Here is a 17647-nt window from a genome sequence, read left to right as displayed (position 1 = left end):
CTTTACAATAAAAAACCGCCCCGAGGGGCGGTTTCCGTATCAAACGGGTAGCAGTTTAGAAGCGGTAGTTCAACGACGCCGCGTAGGTGCGGCCCAGCTGGCTGAAGTGCGAACCATCGTAAGTCACCATGTCGTAGCGGCCGTTGAAAGTGATCAGGTTGCGCTGGATGGCTTTCTGGTTCGGATCGTCGATGATCTTCTGGCCATCGGCATTCAGTGCCTTGAATTCCCACTCAGGCGTGGTGTTGAACACGTTGTTGACGTTGAACGACAGCGTCATGTTCGGCATCAGGTTGTAGTTGAGGGCGAAGTCGGTGACGTTCTTGGTCTTGAACTTGGTTTCCAGGTTGGCGTTCAGGCCGGCCTGGCGGAAGCGGGTCGGGCCGAACACAGTGTTGTTGACCGACAGGTTCAACTTCTGGTAGTCCCAGTCTGCACCGAGGATGGTCTTGAACTTCGGACGCGAAGTGAACATCAGCGCTTCCTGCGTTGCATCCAGTACGGACTGGCCGGCGTTAGCCACGATCGGAGGATTCTTGACCGCGCCATCACGCTCGTTCTTGTGCGTGTAGTTGCCGGACAGGTTCAGGGTCAGCTTGCCATCGGCCAGCGGGATGTTCTTGCGCGACAGCACGTAGTCCAGGCCCTCGGTGCGGGTCTTCACCGCATTGACGAAGAAGCTGACGGAAACGATGCCGTTCGCTGCCAGGATCTGGTCCAGCTGCTGGGCAGGATCGCCGGTCGGCACGATTTCCTTGCCCAGCACGATGCGGTCCTTCACCTTGATATTGTAGTAGTCCAGGGTGGCGCTGGTGTTTTCATCCGGCTTCAGGCCCAGGCCCAGGGTGATGTTATCGGACTTTTCAGCCTTCAGCTTCGGCACGCCCAGCGCAGCAGCCTGTGCCGAGACGTTGTTCACCAGGCCCGACACCTGGATACCACCGCCAGGCACGAAGGAATACTGCGCTTTCTGGGTATAGATCTGAGCCAGGGAAGGAGCGCGGAAGCCCTTCGATGCCGATGCGCGCAGCGTCACCCAGTCGTTCGCCTTGTAGCGAGTGGACAGCTTCCACACGAATGCGGAGCCGAAGTCGGTATATTTTTCCCAGCGGCCCGTGCCATCGAGCAGCAAGTCCTTGTTGATGTCCCAGGTCGAACCGGCATACACACCGTAGTTGGAGCGCGAGGATGGGAAGGAGTTGTCCGGGTGGTTGCCCGCAAAGGAGTCGGCGCCGGTGCCCTGCCACGATGCCCGCTCGCCCGCCTTCACTTCGAATTTCTCGTGGCGCAGTTCGGTGCCGGCGTAGAAGTTGACGGTATCGGTCAGCTGTTTGGAGATGTCGCCGTTGAACACGTAATGCTGGAACTCCACGCCGCCGGCATAGAAGTGGGTCGGCGAGTGTTCGGTACTGGTACCGGCGAGAACAGCATCTTCCATGCTGCGATTGACCGAATGGTCCACGTCGTATTTCTGCTTGTTGCCACCGTAGGTCAGGCTGAAGTCCGCATTCCAGCCCGCCAGGTCCATCTTCACGCCGCCGGTCGCATTGTAGTCATCCAGCGTGCCGTCGAAGGTTGGCTGGTAACCCTCGTACGGTGTGCCGGCAGGGTGCAGCAGGCCGTAGTCGGTCGGACGCCAGTAAGGGGTGCGGTAGTTGGCGAAGGAGTTGATCTTCTTGTTCACGTACGCAGCGTTGGCATAGATCGCGACGCCTTCGCCGATATCGTAGCGTGTATTGAACAGACCTTTGTAAGCCTTGGTCTTCGGCGAGCCGTTGACGTTGCGCGCATCGGGATACTTCGACAGGAATGCCTGTACTTCCGACAGCGGTGCACCGAAGTCGCCCGCTTCGCCGGCGGCACTGACCACGCCGGAACGGCTGGACAGGTTCACGCGCGAGGCATCGATGGTGTAGTTAAAGAAGCCACGGTCGCCACCCAGTGCGAAGCCCTGGTTGAGACTCACGCCGCCCATGCCGCCATCGTGTTCGTGGGTGATGCCGGCACGCGCGGTCACGGAACCGCCTGCGGCATTGTCCTTCAGGATGATGTTGACCACGCCGGCAATCGCGTCGGAGCCGTATTGCGCCGACGCGCCGTCGCGCAGCACTTCAATGCGTTTGATGGCGTCGGCCGGGATGGCGGAAATATCGGAACCGGATTCACCGCGGCCTGGCGAGGTCTGGGTGTAGACCAGCGAGCTCATGTTCTTGCGCTTGCCGTTGATCAGGATCAGCACGCGGCTTGGGCCCATATTCCGGATTTCGTAGGGGTCCAGCAGGGAGGTCGCGTCATTGACCGGGGTCTGTACGGTGTTGAAGGAAGGGACGCGGAACTGCATCGACTTGTCGAGGGTGACCTGGCCGGTCTTGGTCAGCTCGCGCGAGCTCAGCACGTCGACCGGCACCGGTGTATCCACCATGGTGCGTTGCGAACCGCGGCTACCGGTCGAAACAATCACCACCTTCTGGATCTCGTCGGTGGTAGTGTCGGCAGCCTGCTGCGCCTGGATAGGGGCAGCGTCCTGTGCTTGTGCGTGGGCTTGGCCCAGCAGCACAAACGGGCTGGCGGACAGCATTAATGCTGCAATCGGAAAATGTTTATTCATGTATTTCTCTCTTCCATACAGATTTTAAAAAAACTAGGGAGAATTTATATGCAACATTTTCATCCGTCTATTATTTCCAGTTATACATGCGCAAATACAACATGTATGGATCTTTTTTATGAAGCCGCACGGAACATAAATGCGCCGTGATAATCTTTATGCCATGAGCTACAAAAGCCTCTGCGTGCTGCTGGCACTGTTGAGCGGCATGGCTGCCCATGCCGCGAAAGCGCCGCCGCTGCGCCTGTGCTTTGAAGACGTCGACCAGCGGCCCTGGAGCACTCCCGACGGCAAAGGCCTGAATTTTGAATTATTGAAGCGAGTTGAATTACTCCTTAATGAACAATTTATTTATTCACCGAAACCATGGAAGCGTTGCTTAAATGAATTAAAACTTGGCCAGGTGGATGCAGTCGTTGGTGCAGCAGATGCAATCGACCGCCGCGCCTGGTCGCGTATTCCCCAATTACCCGATGGGCGCGAAGATCCAGGCCGCGCATTATTTGAAGATGCGGCCCTGGTATTTCTGCGCGTGGGCGGCAACGGGAGCTGGGACGGCCAGGAATTGCTGGCGCCCGGCAAGGTTGTCATCGTGCAGACCGGCTACCTGGTGGCGCAGCAGTTGCGCGAAAAAGGCTATATCCCCCATGACACCGTGAAGTCGGCTGCCGATGCCCTGCGCATGCTGAGCAAAGGCAGCTTTGATGTCGCCATCCTGCAGGGGCTGGAGGCCAGCAAGCTGGCCCACGAAGATCCCCGTTTCAAGGGCAAGGTCCAGCAGGCCGAGCTGCCCTACTCCACCGTCAACCTGTACCTGATGGTCGGGCGCGGCGTCTACCAGCGCGATCCGCAACGGGTCGAAGCGATCTGGCAAGCCATCGGCAGCGTGCGCCAGACACGCGATTACCGGCAAATCGAGGAGGCCGCAGGGGTAAAACATTTCCATTAACATTTCCATTGAGGAAAGTTTTATGGTTAAATAAATGGCATGAATTTCCTCCTCGATGGACGCCTGTCCCTGATCACCCCCGAAGGCGTGCGTTTGCAGCTTGTTCCTGCCGGTCCGGTAGTACGCGCTTACGCATGGGCCATCGATTTTGCGGCCTGGGGCTTTGGCGCCAGCGTCCTGATTTCGGTCCTCGGCGCCATCATCCCCTCCGAAAAACTGTTCAACGGCGTGACGGCCCTGTTGTTTTTCTTCGCCTACTGGGCCTACCCGGTGCTGTGCGAGGTGTACGCCGGCGGCCGCACCCTGGGCAAGCAGGTGCTCGGCCTGCAAGTGCTGCGTGCGGACGGGCTGCCGGTGCGCTGGCGCGAATCGGTGTTGCGCAACCTGCTGATGGTGGCCGACTTCCTGCCGCTGTGCTACGCCTCCGGCCTGCTGTCCATGCTGTGCGACCGCCATTTCCGCCGCCTGGGCGACATTGTGGCAGGCACCCAGGTGGTGTACCGCGACAAGCCGCCCAAGCGCATTGCGGTGGCCGATGCGGCCCCGTTGCCGCTGCCCTTCCCGCTGACGCCGGAGCAGCAGCGCACCCTGGCCGACCTGTTCGCGCGCGAAAGCCGGCTGCCGCACGGGCGCATGCTGGAACTGGCCGATATTGCCGAACCGCTGACCGGGCGACAAGGCGAGGCGTCGCTGGAACGCTTGCGCGGCATGGCCGCAGGATTGGTACGATGAAGCAAGCACAATTCGAAGCCGCCTACGGTCCGCTGTGGAGCGAGATCGACACCCTGCTGGCCAAGCGCGCCGACGGCCGCGAAGCCCTGCCGGCACAATACCGCCGCCTGTGCCAGTGCCTGGCCCTGGCCAGCCAGCGCGGCTACTCGCCGCAACTGGTGTCCTACCTGCACGGCCTGGTGGCGCGCTGCCATCACGCGCTGTATGGCGTGGCGGCGGAACGCCCGACCGTGCTGCTGCAATGGCTGCGCGCCGACCTGCCGCGCCGCGTGCGCGCCGAATGGAAGCTGCTGCTGGTGGTGCTGCTTTGCCTGCTCGGGCCGGCCCTCGCCATTGGCGCGCTGGTATGGCAGGACTCGCACAATGCCTTCATGTTTGCGTCGCCGGAAGAGCTGACGCGCATGCACCAGATGTATTCGCCTTCCAGCGTGAAGACCGGCCGCGGCGGCAGCGAAGGCGACCTGCAGATGTTCGGCCACTATATCTGGAACAACGTCTCGATCGGCTTCCGCACTTTCGCCAGCGGCATCTTCGGCGGCGTGCCGGCCTTGCTGAGCGTACTGTTCAATGGCATGAAGATGGGCGTGGTGGCCGCCTGGCTCAGCCTCGACCCGGCGACCCGCGGCAACTTCTGGTCCTTCGTGGTGACCCATTCCAGCTTTGAGCTGACCGGCCTGGTGCTGTCCGGCGTGGCCGGCGTGCGCCTTGGCATGGCGCTGGTCAAGCCGGGCCGCCTGAGCCGGCGCCGCGCGCTGCAGGAAGCCAGCGTCCAGATGTACCCGGTGGTGGCGGGTGCCGCCCTGCTGACCGTACTGGCGGCCTTCTTCGAAGCGTTCTGGTCGGCCAGCGCCTTCGCGCCAGCCGTCAAGTACAGCGTCGGTGCCGTGTGCTGGGCCCTGGTATTCCTGTTCTTCGGTTTCGCCGGCCGCGAGAAAGGCGTGCATGCAACTCGATAAGCTGCGCCTTGATTTGCGCCCGCGCAGCAACGCGCAAGGCCTGGACCTCGGTTTCGCCCTGCTGCATGCGGGCGGCGCCGACGTATGGCGGGCCTGGCTGGCCCTGTGGCTGCCGCTGTCGGCGCTGGCCGTCCTGATCAGCTGGTACAACCCCGACCTGGCCCTGGGCTGGCTGCTGCCGTGGTGGCTGCGTCCCTTGCTGGAACGCGCGCCGCTGTACGTGCTGGCGCGCCAGGTATTCGGCGAACAGGCCGGCTGGCGCGATGCCTTGCGTGCCTGGCCGCGCGAGCTCGGTGGCGGCTGGTTCCGCATGCTGACCTGGTGGCGGCCCTTCATGGCCGGACGCGGCCTGCACCAGCCGGTGTGGGTGCTGGAACGGGCCCGCGGCAAGACCGCCACCGCGCGCCGCGCCACCATCGCGCGCAACGGCACCGGCGGCGCCGCCCTGCTGTTCGGCAGCACCTGCGCCACCTTCGAAGCCGTGCTGATGTTCGGCATGCTGGCCCTGGCCGGCCTGTTCATGCCGGGCGAATCGCCCAATCCCTTTGCCTTGCTCGGCCTGACCGACCAGGGCGCGTTGCAGGCGGCACTGGGCACCGCCGCGTGGTGCCTGGCCTGCGCCATCATCGGTCCGGTCTACACGGCCTGCACCTTCACGCTCTACCTGAACCGCCGCGCCACGCTGGAAGCCTGGGACATCGAAATCGTGCTGCGCCAGGTGCGCGCCCCGGCGCGTCCAGCGGCGGCGCGCCAGGTTGCCGCCGTGCTGATGGCGGCGCCGCTGTTGGCCATGGCCTTGCTCGGCATGCCGCCGCCGGTGCAGGCTGCCCCGCAGGCCGCCGGCGCAAAGCCGGTGGTGACCGATTGCGAGCCGCCGAAAGGGCTCAAGCAAGAGGACAGCGGCCGCGGGCCCGACCAGTCGCCGCAACAGGCCGCGCTGCGCCGCCAGCTCGAGCAGGTTTTCGCCCACGAAGACTTGCGCGGCTATCGCTGCGGCGAAGTATGGGAACTGCGCACGCCACTGGACCAGGAAAAGGACAAGGAAAAACCGAAATCCGCCCCGCTGATCCCGCGCTGGATGGCTGCCATCCTGGCGGGCCTGTTCAAGGTTGCCCTGATCGGCGGCGCCATCGTGCTGGTGGCCTGGTTGTTGTGGCGCTATGCCGCGCCGTTACGCTTGAATTTCGCGCCAACGCCCGCGCCCAGGCTGGCCACCGAAGTGGGCGGCCTCGATATCCGCGAAGAGAGCTTGCCGGCCGACGTGGCCGGCGCCGTGCGCGCGCTGTGGCAGCAAGGGCAGCAGCGCGCCGCGCTGGCGCTGCTCTACCGCGCCACGCTGTCGCGCCTGGTCAGCCGCCAGTCGCTCACCTTGCACCACGGTGCAACCGAAGGCGAATGCCTGGCCCAGGCGCGCAGTGCGCACGCCGCCGGCGCCCTCGATGGCGACGGCCTGGCGCTGGCCGACCAGGCCACCACGCTGTGGCTGAATGCCGCCTATGGCGCGCGCTGGCCGGCTGCTGAAACCGTGGCTGCGCTGTGCACGCGCTGGCAGGCCCACTTCGATCGCGAGGCAGCATGAAGCGCAGCCATTCGATCATCATCGCCATCGTTGCCGTGCTGTTGGCCGGCGCCGGCTACGAGCTATGGCATCTGTACTTCCACAAGGTATGGCGCGGCCAGTACCACGTTTCCGAGGCGCAGGCCAAGAACCCCATGCTGGCGGCAACCCGGCTGCTGGAAGCGCGCGGGCATACGGTACGGGTCGAGCCCGTGCTCAGCTACCAGCTGCTGAACCAGCTGCCGGACGGCGTGATGCTGCTGTCGCGCTATGCGCGCCCGCCGGACGAGCGTCAGGCCAAGCTGCTGCTGGACTGGGTGCGCCGCGGCAACACCCTGATCATGACGCCCGACTGGGTCGGCGACACCGACGACGACAGCGGCCCGGAAGCCGACTTCGACCAATCGACCGACCCGTTGGGCAAGCACTTCGGCGTGGCGATGTCGGGGCGCAACCGGATCGACGATACCTGCCGCCTCGACCCGCTGGAGTCCAGGCGCCGCGCCAAGCGCGCAGCCGACCGGCTCATGCGGGCCGCCGAGGGCGGCGAGGAGCACGCGGAGCCGGAAGCGCCGCAAGACGAGGAAGACCAGCCCGGCCAGGCCCAGGAGCCCGATAGCCCGCCGCGCCTGGTCTGCCTGAACGCGCCCGGCGCCGCCAACACCATCGAGCTGGCCCGCCCGTCCGACACCTTGCAGCGTTTCGAAGGCAAGGGCCCGCAACCGCTGTGGGGCGACACCTACGAACTGGCCGTGCTGGTGTATGGCGAAGGCCGCGGCAAGGTCGCGATGGTGGCCGTCGATGCCGGCGACAGCTACTTCGACAACGACATGCTGCGCCAGTTCGACCACGGCGAGCTGCTGCTGTTGCTGGCCGGGCAGAGCGGCCCCCATGCACAAGTCATGCTGGTGCAGCACAGCGAGCCGGTGGGCTGGGCCGCCTGGCTGTGGCAGCACGGCCGCCTGGTCGTGCTGGGCCTGGCCGCCCTGCTGCTGCTGTGGACCTGGAGCGTCTCGCGCCGCTTCGGCCCGCTGCTGCCGGAAGCGGCCAGCGCCCGGCGCGCCCTGATCGAGCATATCGAGGCCAGCGGCCGCTGGCTGTGGCGCTTGCCGCAAGGCCGCGCCCTGCTGCTGGAAGCCGTCCGCAAGAGCACCGAGAAGCAGCTGCTGCGCCGCCTGCCGGAGCTGCACGCGCTGGGTCCAGCCGAACGCGCACGCCGCCTGGCACGCCTGGCCAAGCTGCCGGAAGCGCAAGTGAGCGATGCCCTGCTTGGCGCACCGGCCAAGCGCGCCGCCGACTTCACACGGCAAATTTCAATACTCCAACAATTACGAGCCCACCATGAGCGATAGCATGTCCATCCCACCCAATAACGCCATTCCGGCCGACCGCCTGGCGCAGGCGATCGACATCGTGCAGCGCCTGCGCGAGGAAATCGGCCGCGCCATCGTCGGCCAGCAAACCGTGGTCGAACAGGTGCTGGCCTGCTGCCTGGCCGGCGGCCACGTGCTGCTGGAAGGCGTGCCTGGCCTGGGCAAGACCCTGCTGGTCAAGGCGCTGGCCAAGACCTTTGCCGGCGAATTTTCGCGTATCCAGTTCACGCCCGACCTGATGCCGGCCGACGTGATGGGCCACGCCGTGTTCGACCAGCGCCAGCAAACCTTCAGCGTCCGCAAGGGGCCGGTGTTCACCCACCTGCTGCTGGCAGACGAGATCAACCGCGCACCGGCCAAGACCCAGTCCGCCCTGCTGGAAGCCATGCAGGAGCGCCAGGTCACCATCGAAGGCGAGGCGCACACGCTGGAGGCCCCCTTCATGGTGCTGGCCACCCAGAACCCGCTGGAAAGCGAAGGCACCTACCCGCTGCCGGAAGCCCAGCTTGACCGTTTCCTGATCAAGGCGCGCATCGCCTATCCAAGCGAGCAGGAGGAAACCGCGATGCTGCTGGCCGTGACGCAGGACCGCGTCGGCGATGCGCTGGAAGTGGCCCAGGTACGCACCCTGATCAAGCCGGAGATCCTGCTCGCGCTGCAGCAGCTGGTGGCCCGCATCCGCGTCGACGAAGCCGTCGCCAACTATGCGGTGCGCATGGCGCGCGCAACCCGCCAATGGCCCGGCGTGTCGGTCGGCGCCGGCCCGCGCGGCAGCATCGCCCTGATCCGCCTGGCGCGCGCCATGGCCCTGATGGCAGGCCGCGACTACGCCACCCCGGACGACATCAAGCAGGCCAGCCTGCCGGTGCTGCGCCACCGCATCGCCCTGTCGCCGGAAAGCGAACTCGATGGCCTGGGTGCGGACGACATCCTGGCAGCGCTGATCGACTCGGTCGCCGCGCCGCGCAACTGATGAAGCCAACCCGCCGCATGTTCCAGGCCCTGCTGGGCCTGACCGCGCTGGGCGTGCCGGCCAGCGTGTGGCCGGTGCTGCAGGCGCCGTGGCAGGTGCTGGGCGGCGCCCTGCTGCTGGCCGCCGGCGCCGATGCACTGCTGGCGCGCCGCCGCCCGGCCCTGCGCGCGGAGCGCAGCATGGCAGGCGTACTGCCGGTCGGCGCTTGGCAGGACGTGCGCCTGACCCTGCACAACGACGGCCATTCCGCATTGCGGCTCGACGTGTTCGACGATTACCCGACAGCCTGGGAACTGGAAGGCATGCCGCACGCAACGCGGCTGGCGCCCGGCGCCTTTTCCACGCTGACCTACCGCGTGCGCCCGCAGGAACGGGGCGACGGCGCCTTCGGCACGCCATGGCTGCGCGTGGCCGGCCCGCTCGGCTTGTGGCAGGCGACGCACCGCATCGGCCCGCAGCAGACCGCGAAAGTATTCCCCGACGTGGCGCGCCTGCTGGGCCAGGCCCTGCGAGCCACCGACCGCCAGGCGCCAACCGCCGGCTCGCTGGTCAAGCGCCAGCGCGGCGAAGGCACCGACTTCCGCCAACTGCGCGAATACCGGCGCGGCGACAGCCTGCGCTCGATCGACTGGAAAGCCACCGCACGCCACCGCAAGCCGATCAGCCGCGAGTACCAGCTCGAACGCGACCAGCAGGTGGTGTTCCTGCTCGATACCGGCCGCCGCATGCTGGCGCGCGACGACGACACCAGCCATTTCGACCACGCGCTGTACGCCGTGCTGACGCTGGCCTTCGTGGCCGGCAAGCAGGGCGACGCGGTGGGTTTGATGAGTTTTGGGGTGGACAACCGCTGGCTGCAGCCGGCCAAGGGGCGCATCGGGCTGGACCGCATGCTGGCCGGGGTGTACGACCTGCAGCCGGGTGAAGCCGCGCCCGACTACCTGCGCGCGGCCAACGACCTGCTGAACCGCCTGAACCGGCGCGCCTTCGTGGTGCTGGTGACCAACGTGCGCGATGAAGACGACGTGGCCTTGCGCCAGGCCGTCGACCTGCTGTCCTCACGCCACCTGGTGCTGTGCGCCAGCTTGCGCGAGCGCGCGCTGGACGCCGCCAGCACGGCGCCGGTGCAAGGCTTCGACGACGCCCTGCGCCTGGCAGCCAGCGAGCATTACCTGCAACAGCGCCAGGAAGCCATCCGCCGCCTGGGCCTGCGTTCCGGCCACCTGGTCGACGTCGCGCCGGACCAGTTGGCCGGCGCCCTGCTGAACCGCTACCTCGATATCAAAGAAAGCGGAGCGCTGTAAAGCCTGCTTCTGGGCTATACGGCGCTTACTCGCCCATCTGCGCAGCGCGCGCCTTCTCGGTATACGCCTGGTAGGCCGGAATGGCCGTGGCGAAAAGGATACCGAAGAAGAGCACAGGCACCACCCAGGCGACTACTTTCAGGAAGGTCGAGTTCGAAGCTGGCGGTGGGCCGTATTCGTTGGCCTGCGCGTCGCCCGGGCCAAACAGCAGCCAAAGGGCCATGAAAATGTTCACCAGCGGTACCAGCATAAGTAAGCCCAGCCAGCCGGATTTGCCCAGGTCATTCAGGCGACGGCGCGCCAGTACCAAGGTGATTGCAAACGACAGGCCATAGGCGACTACGGCGCCCAGCACCCCGCCGCTGGCGCCGCCCTCGACACCGGCACCGGCCACGGCGCCGGTCAGCGCGCCAAGGCCCATCGTCAGGATCATGATCGGTATCATCAACAGCCCGGCACCCATACTGAAGGCCCAGTAGCGCACACGGCCAATACGGCCACTGAGGGAAAAGAACTTCGGCATATAAGTCTCGTCGCTGACGCGTTCGGTCAGCTCGGATTGCGGCATCGAATATGGATTACTCACGGTTGCTCCTAAAAGGTATTAATTCGTTATTAAAGTTACCACCAAGAAAATCTTACATTACTTTTTTACTAAGGCACAAGGCCGAATTCAATACAACACCTGGCTTGCGGCTTGTTCGCGCGGCTGCGATACTTTCTTTAAAGACTGGACGGTTGCACAATACACAAAACGCCGCCATGCATCCCTCTCTCAAGTGCCAGGGAAAATTTTCCCTGAACTGGACCTACCTGAATGCCATCGCCTCCGGCGTGTCGGCCATCGACCTCGGCGGACTGGCCCTGCGCAACCAGCATGACGCGCACCAGTTCGTGCGCGAATACGGCTTCGACATCGATAACCCGCACGCCCGCGAAGTGATCGCTCACGCCCATGGCGAGGCGCTGGATTTCATCTGCAGCAACTTCCTGGCGCCTGGGCAGGCGGCCTTGGTCCCGCCTGAAGTGCGGGTACCGGACGACCCGCTCGATCTGCTGGTCTTCGCCTCCCTGCACGGCAACGAACAAGTCGAGCTGCGGCGCATGTGGTCCTGCGCCGTGCTGAAAGTCATGCACGGCATCTTCTACATCGATAACAACCTCAAGCTGCGCTATTTCAACACCATCCGCCAGCAAGTCTTCGCCAGCCTGGACGAGGTGATCCACCAGGAAGACGGACAGTTTTATTTGAGCGATGGCGAAATTTGCCTCCCCTTGCTGCATTTTGACCGCAAAAACAACAAAAGCCGCGGCAGTATCCTGCTCAAGCTGCTGCAAAAGGCAGCCTACCTGGCAGCCGACATCTTCGACCACCTCGGCGTGCGGCTGATCTTCAACACCCGATTCGAATGCTTGCTCGCCTTGCGCACACTGCAGCGCGCGCACCTGATCTCGGTCACCAACGTCGATTCCCAGCGCACGCGCAATACCCTGCTCGACATGGAAGCAGCAAAGGAAATCTTCACCCAGTACCGCTGCATGCTGGAAGCGGCCGAGGGCTACCCTGCCGACCTGCTGGAAAAGATGGACGCGGAACTGATGGCGATCTCTTCACCGCAAACCCGTGCCGACAACCCGCACAGCGGCGCCGGCTTCAGCAGCATCCAGGTCACGGTGCGCAAGATGATCCATTTGCCGCCGGACGACCCGGCAGCCAGCGGACCCGACTACGACGTCGGCTTCTTCTTCGAGTACGAAATCCAGTTGATGGACAAGGCCAGCCATAGCCGTACCCTGGAAGGTCCAGCCAGCCATGACGCCTACAAGAAACGCCAGGTCGACACCGCGCGCCTGCGCGTCCTGGGACGCGACCTGCTGCGTTATCTCGACACCCAGCCGGCAACGCGCGCGGCCTAGTGGGTCCGGACGCCTTCCGGCGCACCGCTCGTGGCGCCCGGCGGCATCGCATGCTCAGGCGGCGTTCCCTCGTGGATCATGCCACGGATGGCGCTGCGCAATTCAGGGCTATCCGCATGCTTGTGGACCGAGACTGCGTGCTGGACGGCCACCTCCAGCAATTCGTCTTCATTGTCTGCCGAGATGGCGACGCTGCATTTCGCATCGCTGGGGAATTCGCGGCAGTCGATATATTTGCGGGTCATGGCGACCTCCCTTCCGAAGAGCTACTTACACTATAGGCCGTTTGGTCCGCAATTCCATGCTACATTTCCCAGCCTGGTATTTCCCATCCTGTTAACGAAAAAGCATGGAGGTGCGATGCTGTTCCGCTCAATGGCCCTGGCCTTTGCCCTGTTCGCCAGCAATGCCCAGGCAGCGCCGCTCGATCGCGCGCTGGAACAGAAAATGGCCGCCAATGCCCAGCGCTATGTGATTGCCAGCCAGGCGCTATTGGTGGCGCGCAACGGCGACGTCGTTTTCCGCAACGTCGCCGGCGCACGGCGCGACGAGCTGTTTCCCGTATATTCCCTCAGCAAGCTGTTGGCCAGCGTGCTGGCGATGCAACTGGTGGAAGCCGGCCAACTGGACCTGGACAAACCAGCCAGCGCCTACCTTCCCGCCCTGCCCCTGCGCTGGCAACAGATTCCGGTCCGGCATTTCCTGAACCATAGCTCGGGATTGCCGGAATACTTCGACCTGGGCAGCGCAACCGGGCCGGTGTTCCCGCCGACACTGCAGGCAGTGTTCGCCACCTTGGCCGATAAGCCGCTGGTGTTCGAACCCGGCACCGCCATCCGCTACACCCAAACCAATTTCCTGGTGCTGGAGGCCTTGCTGGAAGCACATTACGGCAGGCCGTACACGCAGATCGCCAACGAACGCATCATCAACAAACTTGGCTTGAAGAACACGTATCTTGGCTTGGGCAACGCCAGCCGCCACGCCATGGTGCGCAGCTTCATTGGCAAGAACGGCAAGCTGCAGGCCGATCCTGCGGTCCCGTGGCCGGAATACGCCAATGTTCATGCCGAGTTGTTCACCACAGTGGACGACCTGGCCGCGTTCCTGCATGCGGTGGCACGCGGCGAACTGGTCGGCAAGGAAACGCTGCGCGTGCTATGGCAGCCGCAAAAGCTGGCCAACGGACAAGAAGGCTGGTTCGCCTCCGGCTGGGAATTCGGCACCAGCGGCGGCTACCAATATGTGGGACACGACGGTGGCACCAAGGTGCGCGTACGCCTGTTGTGGCCCGATAGCAACGGCGACGACCGCTACACCATCATCTACCTCACCAACGGCAGTGCGCAAAACGTCTGGTCGCGCACCCTGGTCGAGAGCGTGCTGCCGGTGATCGATCCGGGCCGCTTCTCCATGGAGGCGGTTTCAGAGCAATTGATCGACTACGCCAGCCGGCCCGCTGTCACACCGGCCCAGGGCGAGGCGCTGGTGCAGCAGTTGCAGACGTTGGCGGCACGCGATGGCGCCGCACTGGAACGGCGTATTAATGAAACCGGCTATGCCATGCTGGAAACGCGCGGCAGCGCTGCCGCGGTCAAGGTTTTCGAATTGAATACGCGCCTGTTCCCGCAATCGGGCAATGCGCGCGACAGCCTGGCGCAGGCCCAGGCAGCGGCCAAGACGCCCTAAAGGGAAGCCCCCAGCAGGTGCTTCCCTGCTGCTGATGCATCAGTTTTTCTTCTTGCCCGGTTTCTTCTCGAGCTCTTTGGACGCCGGCGTCGAACCGCCCTGCACGCCCAGCGCGCCGCCCGTGCCCATGCCGCCGGCAACTTCTTGCGCCTTGTAGTGGCGTACCGCCTTCACCAATTGGTTATACGAATCCATGAAGGAGGCTATCAGGATCTTGCCTTCCGGCGTATTGGAATAGCCGCCGGCCGCGCCGAAACCGCCACCGCCGAACAAGGCGCCGCCGACATTGAAGTCATAATTCTTGGCGCTGCCTTCCGCCGCCGCCAGCTGGATGCCGGAACGGTTATCCACCATCAGCAAGGTGGTGGAAGCCTCGTTCGCCTTCAGCCCGCCGGCGACCACGCCGGCCACACTGCCCAGCAGGCCCAGCCCGCCCAGCGCACCGCCCATGCCTTGCGTGCCTTTCTGGCTGAACGTAATGCTCGGGCTCATGGTGTAGTCGGCTGCCACCATCTGGCCCTTGCCGTAGTTGCTTCCGGAGCGCATTTCCCCGGACGACGCCAAGGCCCGCTCCTGCATCAGCTTGCCCATCGCCGCGCCGCGCTCGACGACGACGAAACAATTCGATTGCTGGATCATCATGCGCAACACAGGCACAGTCGAGCCCAGCTTGTATTGCGACAGGTGGTGGTACCACGGTGCCGCGGTATCTTCCACCACCCCGAGCGTGCCGAGCGGCTTGTCACATTTTTCCAACTGCGTGTTCGCATTCGACGCCGTGGCGCCCCCAGCGGAACCCGTAGCCATGGTTGGCGCACCGCCCAGCTTGGGATCCGTGCCGGCGCAAGCTGACAGCAGCAGCATTGCCAGTCCGGCTAAGGTAGTCCCTGATTTGACGATCTTGTCCATGTTCACTCCCCCAGTAGAAACGACCGTTTGAACTCATCGGCGTTCTTTGAGAATAGGCCACATCGACAAAAAATCTATGTATAGTTATTACCGCAAGACCAACTCAACTGTTAGAAGGAACCCTCATGAATAAGCTGATCATTGCCGCACTGGCCCTGTCTTGTTCCGCCGCTTTCGCCGCGGACCCAGCGCCGGCAAAGAACTCCCAACAATCAAAAATGACTACCTGCAACAAGGAAGCCGAGGGTAAGAAGGGCGACGAACGCAAGGCGTTCATGAAGGAATGCCTGAGCGCAAAGCCTGCCGCGCCAGCAACGCAGCAGGACAAGATGAAGACCTGCAACGCTGATGCGGCAGGCAAGAAAGGCGATGAGCGCAAGGCATTCATGAAAGAATGCCTGAGCGCGAAGAAGGCTGCCTGATCAGCTCAAGCTTACCGTAAGCCGCTGGCCAGGCGTGGCGACGACAGCAATGTCTTGAACGCTTCCCAGCGCTGCTTGCGGGCGGCCGCCGGATCGGTGGCCGTCACATGTTTTTCCACCCAGGCTTTGACCATGTCCTTGCCCTGGTTGTAATTGATGACGTAACCGCGGTTGGCGTCATAGAAAGACAGGCGTTGCGCCGATTTCTCCGGCGGGTACAGGGCCACATTCACCAGCCACTCGATGGTCTGTTCCCGCGTCCACTTCCCTTCCAGGTAAGCCTGCGCCGCATCGTTGTCGGCGTAGCTGAGCTTGCCCAGCAGCTTCATCAGCTTTGCATATTGCGGCGCCAGTGCCGGGTCCAGCCCCGCCAACGGGTACAGCACCTTCTGCTCGAAGGCCAGCCGCTCTTCATCGGTGAACGCCATTTCGATGCCGTAGTTCGCACTGCCCTCGGCGATCAGCGACATCGGCGAATACAGCGGGTATACGCTGAACTCCACCCAGTTGCGCTGCTTGACCAGCGACTGCTCCAGCAAGGCGTTATAGACATGGTGGCCCGGATAGCCCTCGTGGCAACCCAGGTCCACCGCGCGCTCGATGTAGATCGGAAATTCGGTATTGATCTGGATCAGGCTGTGCGCATTGCCCTTGTACCAGTTATAGCCGGACCACGGTTTGTTGCTGACGAATTCCAGCACGAAGCTTTCCTTCTGCGGCAAAGCCATGAAGGCAGCGGTGCGCTCGCGGCAAGCGGCAATGGAAGCGTCGAACACGGGCTTCAGCTTATCCTTCGGGATCGCGAATTTCGCGCGGAAGGCTTTCAGGCGTTCCGGCAGCGTGCCTTCGCCCGGCAGCAGCTGGTCGACCTGCGCCACCAGCGCCAGATAGTAAGCGCGGTCATGGTGCGGCGTCACGGCGTCGTACAACAGCGCCGTCTCTTCGTCGAAAGTGAACTTGCGGCCTTGCATCATCTCGACGCGGGCCTGCATGGCCTTGAGCTGCTTGGACAGGAACTCGATGCGCAGCGCTTCGTCGGCGCCGCCGGCTTTCTGCTGCGCGATATCGCGCTGGGCGGCCATCACGCCAGCCTTGATCGACGCCAGGCTTTGCTTGTTCTTCGCCGCTTGCTGTTCCAGCTCCGGCGGGCCGTAGTAAGCGTCCACGTAACTGGCGTCATGCTGGCCGATGGCCAGCGCCAGCTTGCGGTATTGCTCCGCCGCGTCCTGCACCGACGCTGCCATGGCACTGCCTGCGATCAACATGGCCAATCCTCCCAATACCAGTTTTTTCATGCTCTCTCATCCAATGGGTTGAAGCACATAAGTGTAGCCCAGGACCGCGTGGACATTCGCTTTACGCATGTCCTTATGCCGAAAAACCGCCATTTGCTGCGCGCATAAGCAAGCGCAAATCGATTCGTTCCCGCGCCGGAGTGCCGCCGATAAGATGGGCTCATCAAATCCATCATGACTTGTTATGACAGGTCAGGCAAAGCCCGATGAACTCACGCCCGCTCGCACTGTCGCCGGTTCCACTGTACACACAGGTCAAGGAAAGCCTGCGCGAACGCATCCTCGACGGCAGCTACCCGCCGCATGCGCAGCTGCCGCCCGAAAGCGAAATTGGCAGCATTTTCGATGTCAGCCGCATCACCGTTCGGCAAGCGCTGAACGACCTGCAGAAGGAAGGCCTGATCTTCAAGGTGGCCGGCAAGGGTACCTTTGTCAGCAAGCCCAAGGCCTGCCAGGAGCTGACCCAGCTCGAAGGCTTCGCCGAAGCCATGTCGCGCCAGGGGCATGAGATCTACAACCGCGTGACCGGCATACGCGTGCTTGCCGCCACGCCGAAACTGGCGCAGCAGCTGCAGGTGGCGGAGGGCACGCCGCTGGCGGAAATCCGCCGCATTCGCCTGCTGAACCGGGAGCCGGTGTCGCTGGAGCTGACCTATGTGGCCGAAGCGCTCGGCGAGCGCCTGCGCCGTGAAGACTTGGCCACGCGCGACATTTTCCTGATCCTCGAAAACGATTATGGCATCGAGCTGGGCCACGCCACGCTCACGATCGACGCCGTGGCAGCCGACCTGGAACTGGCTGCCGCGCTGCACATCGGCGCCGGCATGCCCTTGCTGCGCATCGAGCGCCTGACGCACACGGCGGACGGACGCCCGCTTGATTACGAATACCTCTATTTCCGCGGCGACGCCTTCCAGTACCGGCTACAGCTGGCGCGCCGCGCAACAACCCAGGAGTAAGCC

The 17647-nt window shown here is 63.8% G+C and carries 16 protein-coding genes; 11 read left to right on the top strand and 5 right to left on the bottom strand.

Annotated elements, in window-relative coordinates; translation table 11 throughout:
* Nucleotides 1-55: 55 nt before the first annotated feature.
* A complete protein-coding gene (locus tag BM269_RS15930; RefSeq protein ID WP_090438605.1) occupies nt 56-2608 on the bottom strand; it encodes a TonB-dependent receptor plug domain-containing protein in 2553 nt (850 codons plus the stop codon).
* A 163-nt stretch (nt 2609-2771) separates the two neighbouring features.
* Between BM269_RS15930 and BM269_RS15925 the strand changes: the two genes are divergently transcribed.
* From BM269_RS15925 to BM269_RS15895, 7 genes are read left to right on the top strand one after another with little or no spacing between them, the layout of a single operon-like run.
* Nucleotides 2772-3557: a substrate-binding periplasmic protein gene (locus BM269_RS15925; RefSeq protein WP_170860393.1), complete on the top strand. Its 786-nt coding sequence runs from the start codon at nt 2772-2774 to the stop codon at nt 3555-3557.
* A 39-nt stretch (nt 3558-3596) separates the two neighbouring features.
* The gene (locus BM269_RS15920) at nt 3597-4289 is read left to right on the top strand and encodes an RDD family protein (RefSeq protein ID WP_090438599.1); all 693 of its coding nucleotides are present in this window, start codon (nt 3597-3599) and stop codon (nt 4287-4289) included.
* Nucleotides 4286-5245 (top strand): stage II sporulation protein M, encoded by a 960-nt coding sequence (locus BM269_RS15915; protein WP_090438596.1) that lies wholly within the window; start codon nt 4286-4288, stop codon nt 5243-5245. The genes BM269_RS15920 and BM269_RS15915 overlap by 4 nt, the downstream gene beginning before the upstream one ends.
* Entirely contained in the window at nt 5232-6824 is a 1593-nt protein-coding gene (locus tag BM269_RS15910; protein ID WP_090438591.1) for a DUF4129 domain-containing protein, read from the top strand. Before BM269_RS15915 ends, BM269_RS15910 begins: the two co-directional genes overlap by 14 nt.
* A complete protein-coding gene (locus tag BM269_RS15905) occupies nt 6821-8155 on the top strand; it encodes a DUF4350 domain-containing protein (RefSeq protein ID WP_090438587.1) in 1335 nt (444 codons plus the stop codon). The genes BM269_RS15910 and BM269_RS15905 overlap by 4 nt, the downstream gene beginning before the upstream one ends.
* Before the next feature lies 1 nt (nt 8156).
* On the top strand, nt 8157-9149 hold the full coding sequence (locus tag BM269_RS15900; protein WP_229204670.1) for an AAA family ATPase: 993 nt from the start codon (nt 8157-8159) through the stop codon (nt 9147-9149).
* Nucleotides 9149-10453: a DUF58 domain-containing protein gene (locus tag BM269_RS15895; protein WP_211482703.1), complete on the top strand. Its 1305-nt coding sequence runs from the start codon at nt 9149-9151 to the stop codon at nt 10451-10453. Before BM269_RS15900 ends, BM269_RS15895 begins: the two co-directional genes overlap by 1 nt.
* Before the next feature lie 25 nt (nt 10454-10478).
* On the opposite strand, the gene BM269_RS15890 is transcribed toward BM269_RS15895, so the two are convergent.
* A complete protein-coding gene (locus tag BM269_RS15890) occupies nt 10479-11039 on the bottom strand; it encodes a DUF805 domain-containing protein (protein WP_139232756.1) in 561 nt (186 codons plus the stop codon).
* 176 nt (nt 11040-11215) lie between these two features.
* On the opposite strand from BM269_RS15890, the gene BM269_RS15885 reads away from it, so the two are divergent.
* Entirely contained in the window at nt 11216-12370 is a 1155-nt protein-coding gene (locus tag BM269_RS15885) for a TIGR04552 family protein (RefSeq protein ID WP_090438578.1), read from the top strand.
* Here BM269_RS15885 and BM269_RS15880 read toward each other — a convergent pair.
* Nucleotides 12367-12615, bottom strand: coding sequence for a DUF1059 domain-containing protein (locus BM269_RS15880; RefSeq protein ID WP_090438576.1), 249 nt, complete (start codon nt 12613-12615; stop codon nt 12367-12369). The two genes, BM269_RS15885 and BM269_RS15880, sit on opposite strands and share 4 nt — an antisense overlap.
* 115 nt (nt 12616-12730) lie before the next feature.
* On the opposite strand from BM269_RS15880, the gene BM269_RS15875 reads away from it, so the two are divergent.
* Nucleotides 12731-14059: a serine hydrolase domain-containing protein gene (locus BM269_RS15875; RefSeq protein WP_170860392.1), complete on the top strand. Its 1329-nt coding sequence runs from the start codon at nt 12731-12733 to the stop codon at nt 14057-14059.
* Between the two features lie 39 nt (nt 14060-14098).
* Here the strand turns inward: BM269_RS15875 and BM269_RS15870 are convergent, their stop codons facing one another.
* A complete protein-coding gene (locus BM269_RS15870; RefSeq protein WP_090438570.1) occupies nt 14099-14968 on the bottom strand; it encodes a CsgG/HfaB family protein in 870 nt (289 codons plus the stop codon).
* A 125-nt stretch (nt 14969-15093) separates the two neighbouring features.
* On the opposite strand from BM269_RS15870, the gene BM269_RS15865 reads away from it, so the two are divergent.
* Nucleotides 15094-15390: a PsiF family protein gene (locus BM269_RS15865; protein ID WP_090438567.1), complete on the top strand. Its 297-nt coding sequence runs from the start codon at nt 15094-15096 to the stop codon at nt 15388-15390.
* Between the two features lie 11 nt (nt 15391-15401).
* Here BM269_RS15865 and BM269_RS15860 read toward each other — a convergent pair whose 3' ends face one another.
* Nucleotides 15402-16685, bottom strand: a complete 1284-nt coding sequence (locus BM269_RS15860) for a hypothetical protein (protein ID WP_090438564.1) — start codon at nt 16683-16685, stop codon at nt 15402-15404.
* Between the two features lie 206 nt (nt 16686-16891).
* Between BM269_RS15860 and BM269_RS15855 the strand changes: the two genes are divergently transcribed.
* Nucleotides 16892-17644: a GntR family transcriptional regulator gene (locus BM269_RS15855; protein WP_090438560.1), complete on the top strand. Its 753-nt coding sequence runs from the start codon at nt 16892-16894 to the stop codon at nt 17642-17644.
* Nucleotides 17645-17647 lie beyond the last annotated feature (3 nt).

Source organism: Duganella sp. CF458 (genome assembly GCF_900113115.1).
Lineage (GTDB): Bacteria > Pseudomonadota > Gammaproteobacteria > Burkholderiales > Burkholderiaceae_D > Rugamonas.
This window is presented reverse-complemented; position numbering and strand designations above follow the sequence as displayed.

Bases quoted from the DNA above. Each gene is read 5' to 3' on its own strand.
- BM269_RS15930 (WP_090438605.1), bottom strand. From the start codon at position 2,608: ATGAATAAACATTTTCCGATTGCAGCATTAATGCTGTCCGCCAGCCCG.
- BM269_RS15925 (WP_170860393.1), top strand. From the start codon at position 2,772: ATGAGCTACAAAAGCCTCTGCGTGCTGCTGGCACTGTTGAGCGGCATG.
- BM269_RS15920 (WP_090438599.1), top strand. From the start codon at position 3,597: ATGAATTTCCTCCTCGATGGACGCCTGTCCCTGATCACCCCCGAAGGC.
- BM269_RS15915 (WP_090438596.1), top strand. From the start codon at position 4,286: ATGAAGCAAGCACAATTCGAAGCCGCCTACGGTCCGCTGTGGAGCGAG.
- BM269_RS15910 (WP_090438591.1), top strand. From the start codon at position 5,232: ATGCAACTCGATAAGCTGCGCCTTGATTTGCGCCCGCGCAGCAACGCG.
- BM269_RS15905 (WP_090438587.1), top strand. From the start codon at position 6,821: ATGAAGCGCAGCCATTCGATCATCATCGCCATCGTTGCCGTGCTGTTG.
- BM269_RS15900 (WP_229204670.1), top strand. From the start codon at position 8,157: ATGTCCATCCCACCCAATAACGCCATTCCGGCCGACCGCCTGGCGCAG.
- BM269_RS15895 (WP_211482703.1), top strand. From the start codon at position 9,149: ATGAAGCCAACCCGCCGCATGTTCCAGGCCCTGCTGGGCCTGACCGCG.
- BM269_RS15885 (WP_090438578.1), top strand. From the start codon at position 11,216: ATGCATCCCTCTCTCAAGTGCCAGGGAAAATTTTCCCTGAACTGGACC.
- BM269_RS15880 (WP_090438576.1), bottom strand. From the start codon at position 12,615: ATGACCCGCAAATATATCGACTGCCGCGAATTCCCCAGCGATGCGAAA.
- BM269_RS15875 (WP_170860392.1), top strand. From the start codon at position 12,731: ATGCTGTTCCGCTCAATGGCCCTGGCCTTTGCCCTGTTCGCCAGCAAT.
- BM269_RS15870 (WP_090438570.1), bottom strand. From the start codon at position 14,968: ATGGACAAGATCGTCAAATCAGGGACTACCTTAGCCGGACTGGCAATG.
- BM269_RS15865 (WP_090438567.1), top strand. From the start codon at position 15,094: ATGAATAAGCTGATCATTGCCGCACTGGCCCTGTCTTGTTCCGCCGCT.
- BM269_RS15860 (WP_090438564.1), bottom strand. From the start codon at position 16,685: ATGAAAAAACTGGTATTGGGAGGATTGGCCATGTTGATCGCAGGCAGT.
- BM269_RS15855 (WP_090438560.1), top strand. From the start codon at position 16,892: ATGAACTCACGCCCGCTCGCACTGTCGCCGGTTCCACTGTACACACAG.